We start from the raw sequence: 10,824 nt of genomic DNA on the forward strand, positions 1-10,824 counted from the left end.
GGCCGAGGCCGCCGCCCCGGCCGCCGCGGGCGCCACCGCGAGGCTGCGGATGCCCGCCGAGAGCGACCGGCACGACCGCACCTTCATGGCCTGGCCGGCGCTGTCGTCGATCTGGCAGACCCAGCTCTCGGCGGTGCGCGACGACATCGCGCGGATCGCCCACGAGATCTCCCGCTACGAACCGGTGGTCGTGGTCGCCCGTCCGGGCCAGGCCGCCGACGCGCGCTACTACTGCGGCTCCGGCGCCTACTACAGCATCACCGTCGTCGAGATCTCCAACGACGACCTGTGGATCCGTGACTTCGGCCCGACCTTCGTGGTCGCACCGGGCGCCATCGCCGGTGTCGACACCAACTTCAACGGCTGGGGCAAGAGCGGCACCCCGTACTACCAGCGCTACACCGAGGACGCCGCGGTCGCGGCCACCCTCCTCGCCGCGTACGGCATCGACCGCGTGCAGGCCCCCTTCGTCGGTGAGGGCGGTGCCCTGGAGACGGACGGCCAGGGCACCCTGCTGGCCACCGTCAGCTCGCTGGTCAACCCCAACCGCAACCCCGGCATGTCCCAGGACCAGGTCGAACAGGCGCTGAAGACGTCGCTGGGGATGGACAAGGTGATCTGGCTGGCCGGTCTGGCCGGCCAGGACATCACCGACGACCACATCGACTGCCTGGCGCGCTTCACGGCGCCCGGTCGCGTGATCCTCGACAAGCCCGGCCCCGGTACCGACCGGATCTGGATCGACGTCTACGAGCAGGCCAAGCAGGTCCTGCGGACCGCCACCGACGCCCAGGGCCGCCCGCTCACGGTCGTGGAGCTCCCCGGCCCCGACCGGGCGAAGATCCGCCGCCGCGGCAAGGACTTCCTGTCCAGCTACACCAACTTCTACGTCGCCAACGGCGCCGTGTTCGTCCCCCAGTTCGGCGACGCCGCCGCCGACGGGCTGGCCTGCACGATCCTGCAGGCCGAGTTCCCCGGCCGCGACGTCGTCCAACTGAACATCGACAACATCGCTTCCGGCGGTGGCGGCATCCACTGCGCCACCCAGTCCCAGCCGGCCGTCCCGCCGGCCCTCTGAACTTCCCGGCGGCCCGTCCGGTACCCCACGGAGGCGGGCCGCCGGGGACCTCCCGTCCCACCACCCCTCCCTCCCGACCACCCCGCGCACCGAACGCGCGGAGCCGGCCGGGCCCCGACAGAAGAGGTTTCCCGTGACGTACCGAATGCCCGCGGAGTGGACCGAGCACGAGGGCTGCCTGATGGCCTGGCCCGTCCGCCCGGACCTGTGGGGCGACACCCTCGACGAGGTGAAGCGCGAGTACGCGGCGGTCGCCCGCGCCATCGCGGAGTTCGAACCGGTCACCATGGTGGCCCCGCCCGGCCACGGCGAGGAGGCGGGCTCCCTGTGCGGCGAGGGCATCGCCGTCGTCGAACTCCCCACCGACGACTCCTGGTTCCGCGACTCCGCGCCGATCTTCGTCCTCGACGGCGAGGGCCGCCGGGCCGGCCTGGACTTCCGCTTCAACGCCTGGGGCCGCAAGCACAGCCCCTGGGACGCCGACGACCGGATCAGCGGCCTGCTGCTGGAGCACCTCGGCACCCCGGCGATCCGCTCCGAGATGATCCTCGAAGGCGGCGCGATCACCGTCGACGGCGAGGGCACGCTGATCACCACCGAGCAGTGCCTGCTGCACCCCAACCGCAACCCGGAGATGACCCGGGACGAGATCGAGGCCGAGCTGAAGGCACGCCTCGGCGTCACCAAGGTGATCTGGCTGCCGTACGGGGGCGCACTGGACACCGAGACCGACGGGCACGTCGACGGCGTCTGCGCCTTCGTCGCCCCCGGCAAGGTCGTGGTGCAGCTCCCGGCCGACCCGGAGCACCCGGACTACGTGCGGATGCGGGCCAACCGCGCCGTGCTGGAGCACTCCACCGACGCCCACGGCCGGCCCTTCGAGATCGTCGACCTGACGCAGGCCGCCTTCGTCGAGGTCGACGGCCGCGAGGTCGAGGTAGGGTACCTGAACTTCTACCTGGCCAACGGCGGCGCCGTCGTGCCGGTCGCCGACCACCCCGAGGACGAGGGTGCGCTCGCCGTCCTCGCCGCCGCCTGCCCGGACCGGAAGGTCGTCGGCGTGCGGGCCAGGGTCATCGCCCACGGCGGCGGTGGCGTCCACTGCATCACCCAGCAGATCCCGGCCGCCCGCGCCTGACCCCCACGCCAGCGAACGGAGAACCCACCCTCATGCCTCCCACCGCGCCCGCGAGACGTGCCGCCGCCCCCGGCCGACTCGCCCTCGCCACCGCCCTGCTCTCGGCCGCGGCCCTGGTCGCCGCCTGCTCCGGACCGCCGCGCGGCGGCTCCGACCAGGCGGCGGTCCAGCTGTCCGCCGACACCCCGCCGGCCAAGGGCGAGCTCGACTCCTTCACCTGGGCCACCTACGCGGAACCGCCCACCCTCGACTACGTCCAGGCCTTCGACTACCCGCAGAACACCGTCCTCGCGAACGTCTGCGAGAGCCTGATGCGCTGGACCCCGCAGCTCACCCTGGCCCCCGGCCTGGCGGAGAAGGCCTCCAACCCGGACCCCACCACCTGGGTCTACGACCTGCGCTCCGGCGTGCACTTCCACGACGGCACGGTGATGACCGCCGACGACGTCGTCTACAGCCTCGGCCGGCAGACCAACCCGGACAACGCCTCCGCCTGGGCCCAGGTGTTCCAGAACGTCGACTCGATCACCAGGACCGGCCCGCTCCAGGTCACCGTCAAGCTCAAGCAGCCCGACTCCCAGTTCCCGCAGTACATGGCCACCGCCGCCGGCGTGGTCGCCGCCAAGGCCGGGGTGGAGGCCGCCGGCAAGGACTACGGCACCGGCGGCAGCCTCGACTGCACCGGCCCCTTCAAGCTGGGCACCTGGGCCAAGGGCCAGTCGATCGAGCTCCAGCGCTTCGACGACTACTGGGGCACCAAGGCCAAGTCCAGGAAGGTCGTCTTCAGCTTCCTCACCGACCCGTCCGCCCGCACCAACGCGATGCTCACCGGCGACGTCGACGGCGGCTACCTGATCCCGACCGAGAGCTACGACCGGCTGCGCAAGAGCGGCGCCGGCACGCTCTACTTCGGCGAGGGCCTGAGCACCGTCAACCTCAACGTCACTAGCATGCAGGGCCCGCTCGGCGACGTACGGGTCCGGCAGGCGCTGTCCCTGGCGCTCGACCGCTCCGGCTTCGTCAAGACCGGCCTCGCCGGCGCCGGCACCCTCACCGGCTCCCTCACCACCCGGGCCGCCTGGGCCGGCGCCCCCGACGACGTCCGCAAGAACGCCTTCGAGCACCTCACCCCCACCGCCCAGGACGTCGACCGGGCCAAGGCCCTGGTCAAGGAGGCCGGGGCCGAGGGCAGGACGATCACCGTCGCCACCAGCACCATCGGCCAGGACGTCTCCCTGCTCGCCACCGCCGTCCAGGCCGCCGGAGCGAAGATCGGCCTGAACGTCCAGCTGCGGACGATCGCCCCGAACGCCTTCACCGCGCTGTTCACCGACCCCAAGGCCCGCGAAGGCCTGGACATGTTCCCCGAGACGTACTACGACTCGGTCACCGACCCGCTCGACCTGCTCACCAACTTCAGGACCGGCGCCTACCAGAACTTCGCCGGCTACAGCGACAAGGCCTACGACGACCTCGTCGACCAGGCCACCGCCGAGTACGACCCGGCCAAGCGCGGCGCGATCGAGGCCAAGCTCCAGCAGACCGCCTCCGAGCAGCTGCTGTGGATCCCGGTCGCCGAGTGGCCCACCGCCGTCTTCCTCAACAAGCGCATCACCGGCGCGCCCACCACCATCGCGTACATGTACTACCCGTGGGCCGCCGACGTGGGGGCCGCACGGTGAGCTTCCTGCGATTCGCCGTCCGACGGCTGGTCGAGATGGCCGCCACCCTGCTCGGCGCGTCCTTCGTGGTCTTCGGCGCGATGTACCTGGCGCCCGGCAACCCGGCGAGTTTCCTGCTGTCCGGACGGTCGGCCTCCCCGGCCGCCCTGCAGGCGATCAACGACCAGTACCACCTGGACGACCCCTTCCTGGTCCGCTACCTCCGCTGGCTCGGCCAGGTGCTGCAGGGCGACTTCGGACGCTCCCTGACCTACCGCACGGACGTCTCCCGGCTGCTCGCCGACCGGCTGCCGGCGACCCTGACGCTGGTGGCCATGGCCCTGCTGGTGGTCGTCGTCATAGGCCTGGTGCTCGGCTGGATCGGCGCGGTGCGCGGCGGCGGGACCGACTCGGCGATCCTGGTCTCCACCACGCTCGCCGTCGGCACCCCCTCGTTCGTCGCGGCGGTCCTGCTGCAGGGCCTGTTCGCGGTCCGGCTGGGCTGGTTCCCGACCAGTGGCACCGGTGACGGCTTCCTCGACCTGCTGTGGCACCTCACCCTGCCGTCGATCGCCCTCGCGCTGTACCTGATCGGGATGCTCGCCCGGGTGACCCGCTCGGCGATGCTGGAGGCGCTGGACGGCGAGCACGTCGCCGTGGCCCGCAGCCGCGGCGTGCCCGAGCGCGAGGTGATCCGCCGCCACGTGTTCCGCAACTCGCTGGGCACCGTGCTGACCACCGGCGGCCTGATCGTCTCCACCCTGCTGGTCTGCACGATCCTGGTGGAGTCCGCCTTCAGCATCGGCGGCATCGGCCAGCTCCTCGAACTGTCCACCACCACCAAGGACTTCCCGACCGTCCAGGCCATCTCCCTGATCATCGTCGCCCTGTTCATGACGGTGAACCTGATCGTCGACCTGCTCCACCCCCTGGTCGACCCCCGGGTCACCCTCGGTTCGAGGAGGTCCGGCGCATGACCGTCGCCCTCACCCGCAGGCCCGGCCTCGGCCGCCTCAAGGCCGCCCGCGCCCCGCTCCACCTGCTCTGCCTGGGCATCGTCGCCCTGGTGGTGCTCGCCGCCCTGGTCGCACCGTGGATCGCCCCGAGCGACCCGAACGGCGTCGACCTCGGCAACGCCCTGGCCGGCCCCTCGGCCGACCACCTGCTCGGCGTCGACGCCGCCGGCCGGGACACCCTGTCCCGGCTGCTGCTCGGCGCCCGCACCTCCCTGCTCGGCCCGCTCGGCGTGGTCGCCTTCTCCACCGTCGCCGGCGTCCTGGTCGGCCTGGTCGCCGGCTGGCGCGGCGGCTGGCTCGACTCCGTCCTCTCCCGCAGCACCGAACTGGTCTTCGCCTTCCCCGGCATGCTGCTCGCCATCCTGATCGTCTCGGTGTACGGGGAGGGCCTGCTCGCCCCCGTCCTGGCCCTCGCGGTCGCCTACCTGCCGTACGTCTCGCGGCTGACCCGCTCCCTGGTGCTGGCCGAACGGATGCGGCCCTACGTCAGCGCCTACCGGGTGCAGGGCCACTCCGCCGCGCAGATCTGCCTGCGGCACGTCCTGCCCAACATCGCCCCGATCGTCCTCGCCCAGTCCACCATCAACTTCGGATACGCCCTCATGGACCTGGCCGGCCTGTCCTTCCTCGGACTCGGCGTCCCCGCGCTCACCCCGGACTGGGGGCGGATGGTCTTCGACGGCCAGACCGCGATCCAGCACGGCTACCCGCTCTCCGCGATCCTGCCCTGCGTCCTGATCGTGCTCACCGTCGTCGCCTTCAACGTCGTCGGCGAGCGCTGGGCCGACCGCGTCGCCCGGAGGACCCCGTGAACCCAGCGGAGCACACGAACCCGGAGGGCCCCGTGCGCGCCCTCGACGTCCGGGGCCTGCGGCTGCGGCTGCCCGGCACCGCCCGGCCCGTCCTCGACGGGGTCGACCTCACCGTGGGCCCGGGGGAGACCGTCGCCCTGGTCGGCGAGTCCGGCTCCGGCAAGACCCTCACCTCCCGCAGCGCCCTCGGCCTGCTGCCGCCCGGCGCCACCGCCGAGGGCAGCGTCCTGGTCGACGGCGAGGACGTCCTGACGATGGGCCCCGACCGGCTGCGCGCGCTGCGCACCGGCCGGGCCGCGATGATCTTCCAGGACCCCCGCGCCGCCATCAACCCGCTGCGCCGCATCGGCGACTTCCTCACCGAGGGCGTCCGGCTCGGCGGCCGGACGGGCGCGGCCGACGCCGAGCGGCGCGCGGTCGAACTCCTCGACGCCGTCGGCCTCGGGCCGGAACTGCTGCGCCGCTACCCCGGGCAGCTGTCCGGCGGCATGCTCCAACGCGTCATGATCGCCGCCGCGCTGATGGGCGACCCGGTCCTGCTGCTCGCCGACGAGCCCACCACCGCGCTCGACGTGACCAGCCAGGCCGAGGTCATCGCGCTCCTCGGCCGGCTGCGCGAACGCTTCGGCACCGGCCTGCTGTTCGTCACCCACGACCTCGGGCTCGCCGCCGCCATCAGCGACCGGGTCCACGTGATGTACGCCGGGCGGATCGTCGAGAGCGGCCCCGCCGCGGAACTGTTCGAGCGGCCCCGTCACCCGTACACCGCCGCGCTGCTCGCCGCCACCCCCCGGCTGGACGCCCGGCCCGGCCGGCTCGCCGCCATCGACGGCCAACCACCGGACCTGCGACAGGAGTTGACCGGCTGCGCGTTCGCCGACCGCTGCCGGTACGCGACCGACCTGTGCCGCGAGCAGACCCCCGCGCCGCACCCGGTCGCCTGCCACCACCCGCTTCGAGGGAGCCTCGCCGATGCCTGAGACCGTACTGGAGGTCACCGGGCTGCGCCGGACCTTCGGCTCCGTGCGGGCGGTGGACGACGTCTCCTTCACCCTCGCCGCCGGCGGATCGCTCGGCATCGTGGGCGAGTCCGGCTCCGGCAAGACCACCACCGCCCGGATCATCGTCGGCCTCGAACAGGCCGACGAGGGCGCGGTGCTGGTCCGCGGCCGGTCCCGCACCGGACGGGCGCGGGGCAGGACCGAGCGGCTGGAGCGCGCCCGCGAGGTCCAGATGGTCTTCCAGGACCCGTACCTCTCGCTCGACCCGCGCACCAGCGTCGAGGCCGTGCTCCGGGAGACCCTGCGCCTGCACTTCCCCGGCGCCGACCACGCGGCCCGGATCCGCGAACTCCTCGACCAGGTCGGCCTCGGCACCAGGGCGGCCGACGCGCTGCCCCGGCAGCTCTCCGGCGGCCAGCGCCAACGCGTCGCCATCGCACGGGCGTTGGCCGTCCAGCCGGCCGTGCTGGTGCTGGACGAGGCGGTCGCCGCACTGGACGTCTCCGTGCAGGCGCAGGTCCTCAACCTGCTCGCGGACATCCGCGAACAGACCGGCGTCGGCTACCTGTTCATCACCCACGACCTCGGCGTCGTCCGCTGCGTCACCGACGAGGTCGTCGTGATGCGCCACGGAGCGATCGTCGAATCCGGCCCCACCGCCGAGGTCCTCGACTCCCCGCAGCACGCCTACACCCGGCTGCTGCTGGAGTCCGTCCCCCGGCCCGGCTGGGATCCCGACCGGATCGCCGCCGCGCGCCGCGCCCTGTAAGACGGCCCCGGCCCGGCAGGTGGTGGGACCTGCCCGTCCGGGGCGACCGAGCACCACCGGCGGGCCGCGCCGGGCCGGCGGCGAACCCGCCCGCCCGGCTGCCCGCCGCAGGAAGGACGACCGTGCAGGTCACCACCGAAGACACCCCCGCGACCGAGCCGGCCGTGCACCGGGCCCCCCGCCGCCGTTGGCGGTTCGCCGCCGTCCTGGCCCTGGTCGTCGCCCTCTGCGGGGGCGGCATCGGGCTGTACCTCAACGAGCGCAACACCCGGGAGCAGACCCGGGAACTGGCCGTCCCCGCGGCCGCCGACTGGATCGAACTGGATGTCACCGCACAGGACGTCGACCCGACGGCCCAGCAGCTGACGCTCTACGTCACCCCCGTCCCGCACGGCCGGTTCGCCGCCGGGCCGAACTCCCAGGCCTTCGCCCGCCCCGTCGAGATCACCGTCACCGGCGCCCCCAGGGTGACCATCCGGGCCGCCGAGGGCGAGGCCGCCGCGTCCCAGCTGGTGCAGGTGGGGATGTACGACGGCACCAAGACGGACTACCCCTTCGACCGCTACCGCGCCGAGGCGGCCTTCAGCGCCACCAGCGGGGGCACGGCCGTGCCGGTCGGCCTGGTCCTCACCGACACCGACCCGTTCTTCGTCATGCGCCCGCAGGCCACGGCCACCGCCGCCGGCGCCGTGACGCTGGACACCGGGATCACCCGCTCGCGCAGCACCTTCATCCTGTCCTGGTTCATGATCGCCGCGATGTGGGCCATCGCCCTGGCCGTCCTCGGCGCCGCCGAGGTGCTCTACCGCAAGCGCGAGGGCCTGGTCTGGCCCTCCCTGGGCTGGATGGCGGCGAGCCTGTTCGCCCTGATCGGCATGCGCAACGCCGCGCCCGGAGCGCCGCCGATCGGCTCGCTCATCGACTACGTGGCGTTCTTCTGGGCCGAGGGGATCATCGCCGCGAGCCTGGCCTGCACCGCCTGGTCCGGCATCCGCACCGAGCACCGGCTGCGCCGTGAACGGGAGGCGACGCCCGACGGCGCGTGAGGGCGGAGGCCTCCGAACGGCGGATTCCCCGAACGGCGGATGCGTGCCGCGCCGGATCCTGACCGTCCTGTCAGTAGCCTGCGGAGCCGAACCCGACACCAACCGGAACGAGGCTCCATGGCTCACCCCCGGCCGTCCCGCCGCTCGATCCTGCAGTCCGGGGCCGCGCTCGCCGCGCTGGCCCTGGCCGGTGGCTGCTCCTCCGGCAGCGGAGCGGAGTCGCAGCCCGGCCCGGGCGGTACGGCCTCGGGCGCGGCCCCGTCCGGAAGCCCGGCGGCGGGCGAGTGGGCCATGCCGGCCGAATCCGACCCGCACACCCGCACCTTCATGGCCTGGCCGGCGCTGGAGGAGGTGTGGGGCGACCAACTGCCCGGCGTCCGACAGGACATCGCGGGGCTGGCCCAGGCGATCGCCGGCTTCGAGCCGGTCGTCCTGCTGGCCCGCCCGGACCAGGCCGACCAGGCCCGGCAGGCCTGCGGCTCCTCGGTCGAGGTGCTCGAACTGATGGTCGACGACCTGTGGGCCCGGGACACCGGCCCGACCTTCGTCACCGGCCCGCAGGGGCTCGCCGGGGTCGATTTCAACTTCAACGGCTGGGGCGACAAGCAGACCCACACCAACGACAGCCAGGTCGCCCGCAACCTCCTCGACCACTACCGCATCACCCGCATCCAGGCGCCGATCACCGGTGAGGGCGGCGGCATCGAGGTGGACGGCGAGGGCACGCTGATGGCCACCGAGAGCTCCTGGGTCAACGGCAACCGCAACCCCGGCAAGTCCCGCGACCAGATCGAGGAGAGCCTCAAGGAACTGCTCGGCGTCGAGAAGGTGATCTGGTTCCAGGGCGTCGCCGGGCAGGACATCACCGACAGTCACGTCGACGCGCTCGCCCGTTTCGCCGAGCCGGGCACCGTGCTCCTGCACCGTCCCACCGCCGACGCCCCGCCGGACGTGTGGACCACCGCCTCCGCGCAGGCGCTGCGGGTGCTCCAGTCGGAGACCGACGCCAAGGGCCGCACGCTCACGGTGGTCGACCTCCCCGAGCCCGACATCGGCCGGATCCCGGGCGCGGGCAAGGACTTCCTGGCCACGTACATCAACTACTACGTCTGCAACGGCGGCGTCATCGTTCCGCGCTTCGGGGACCAGGCCACCGACGACCGGGCAGCCGGGATCATCGGTGGCCTCCACCCCGGCCGCAAGGTCACCCAGGTCGGCATCAACCACATCGCCGCGGGCGGCGGCGGGATCCACTGCGCCACCCAGCAACAGCCCGTCGCGCCCGGCTCCACCCCGTGACCGGCCGGGCGGCGGACGGTCGGGCGGCGCGCGGTCGGGCCGCGGACCGTCAGGCGCCGGACGGCCGGGCGGCGGATGACAGCGAGTCCAGCAGGGTCCGCAGCACCCGCTCGGCGTCCACCGTCCCGTCGAGCGACCCGATGGCGGCGAGCCCGTCCACGGCGGCGGCGAAGGCCTCCCCGAGGGGGACCGGGTCGGCGCCGTCGCCGCGTTCGTCCACCAGACACCGGAACAGCTGTACGAAGGAGGCCCGCCAGCGCGCGTACTCGGCCTCCAGGCTCGCTCGGACGCGTTCGTCGTTGAGGGCGAGCCAGTGCAGGGCGGCGTGGAGCCGGGCCAGGTCGGGGCTCTCGGGCCGGGTGAGCAGCGTCAGGACCCGCTCGGCGCGCTCGGCGTAGGCGCCGGGGCCGGCGACCGCCTCCTCCAGCGGTGTGATCCACTCGGGCCGGATGTCCGCCACGACCGCGACGATCAGGTCGGTGCGGTCCGCGAAGTGGTAATGGCACATCCCGTGCGAGACCCCGCACAGCGCGGCCACGTTGCGGGTGGTGAACCGCCCGGCGCCGTCGCCCGCGAGCAGGGTGCGGGCCGCTGCGATCAGCCGGGCCCGGGTCTGCTCGCCCTTGGCGGAAGCGCGTGCCCGGCCGGGGCCGCCCGCTCCGGAGGCCGTTCGTGCGGCCGTGCCTGTCGCCTGTGTCGCCATGGCCGTCACTGTAACGACTGGGGGAGCCCGGCAGGGGCGCATCGGGCACGGTGCCTGCGCAAAGTATTGACCGAGCGCTTGGCCAGTTTTACCTTTTCGGTCAACTGCTGGACCAGCAGGTGACTTTGACAGGGAGGCAGTGATGGAGGACAGCTTCAGACCCCACCGGACCACCACCACCGACGGACAACTCGGCCGACGCCGGTTCCTGACGGCCGCCGGACTCGCCGTCGCCGGCACCGCGCTGACCGCCGCGAGCGGTGGCGGGCAGGCGTGGGCGGCGCAGCCTCGCACCGCCGCC

General features: G+C 73.3%; 10 protein-coding genes. 9 read left to right on the top strand and 1 reads right to left on the bottom strand.

From position 1 onward, the window contains the following. The 9 genes from KS423_RS26805 to KS423_RS26845 form a co-directional block, all read left to right on the top strand. Positions 1-1,078, top strand: a 1,078-nt coding sequence (locus tag KS423_RS26805) for an agmatine deiminase family protein (RefSeq protein WP_224282339.1), incomplete at its 5' end; no start/stop codon positions are given. Between the two features lie 133 nt (positions 1,079-1,211). Continuing rightward, positions 1,212-2,216, top strand: a complete 1,005-nt coding sequence (locus KS423_RS26810) for an agmatine/peptidylarginine deiminase (RefSeq protein WP_224282340.1) — start codon at positions 1,212-1,214, stop codon at positions 2,214-2,216. A 32-nt stretch (positions 2,217-2,248) separates the two neighbouring features. Further along, the gene (locus tag KS423_RS26815; RefSeq protein ID WP_224282341.1) at positions 2,249-3,898 is read left to right on the top strand and encodes an ABC transporter substrate-binding protein; all 1,650 of its coding nucleotides are present in this window, start codon (positions 2,249-2,251) and stop codon (positions 3,896-3,898) included. Continuing rightward, positions 3,895-4,854, top strand: a complete 960-nt coding sequence (locus KS423_RS26820) for an ABC transporter permease (RefSeq protein WP_224282342.1) — start codon at positions 3,895-3,897, stop codon at positions 4,852-4,854. Before KS423_RS26815 ends, KS423_RS26820 begins: the two co-directional genes overlap by 4 nt. Then, positions 4,851-5,705, top strand: coding sequence for an ABC transporter permease (locus KS423_RS26825; RefSeq protein ID WP_224282343.1), 855 nt, complete (start codon positions 4,851-4,853; stop codon positions 5,703-5,705). Before KS423_RS26820 ends, KS423_RS26825 begins: the two co-directional genes overlap by 4 nt. After that, positions 5,702-6,685, top strand: coding sequence for an ABC transporter ATP-binding protein (locus KS423_RS26830; RefSeq protein ID WP_224282344.1), 984 nt, complete (start codon positions 5,702-5,704; stop codon positions 6,683-6,685). The genes KS423_RS26825 and KS423_RS26830 overlap by 4 nt, the downstream gene beginning before the upstream one ends. Further along, the gene (locus KS423_RS26835) at positions 6,678-7,475 is read left to right on the top strand and encodes an ABC transporter ATP-binding protein (RefSeq protein ID WP_224282345.1); all 798 of its coding nucleotides are present in this window, start codon (positions 6,678-6,680) and stop codon (positions 7,473-7,475) included. Before KS423_RS26830 ends, KS423_RS26835 begins: the two co-directional genes overlap by 8 nt. A gap of 122 nt (positions 7,476-7,597) precedes the next feature. After that, positions 7,598-8,521: a DUF4436 family protein gene (locus tag KS423_RS26840; protein ID WP_224282346.1), complete on the top strand. Its 924-nt coding sequence runs from the start codon at positions 7,598-7,600 to the stop codon at positions 8,519-8,521. 117 nt (positions 8,522-8,638) lie between these two features. Then, positions 8,639-9,820 carry an agmatine deiminase family protein gene (locus tag KS423_RS26845; RefSeq protein WP_224282347.1) on the top strand — a complete coding sequence of 394 codons (1,182 nt, stop codon included), beginning with the start codon at positions 8,639-8,641 and terminating at the stop codon, positions 9,818-9,820. Between the two features lie 49 nt (positions 9,821-9,869). Here KS423_RS26845 and KS423_RS26850 read toward each other — a convergent pair whose 3' ends face one another. Beyond that, positions 9,870-10,523, bottom strand: coding sequence for a TetR/AcrR family transcriptional regulator (locus KS423_RS26850; RefSeq protein ID WP_224282348.1), 654 nt, complete (start codon positions 10,521-10,523; stop codon positions 9,870-9,872). Positions 10,524-10,824 lie beyond the last annotated feature (301 nt).

This window comes from Streptomyces sp. LS1784, from assembly GCF_020103755.1.
In the GTDB taxonomy this organism is placed as follows: domain Bacteria; phylum Actinomycetota; class Actinomycetes; order Streptomycetales; family Streptomycetaceae; genus Kitasatospora.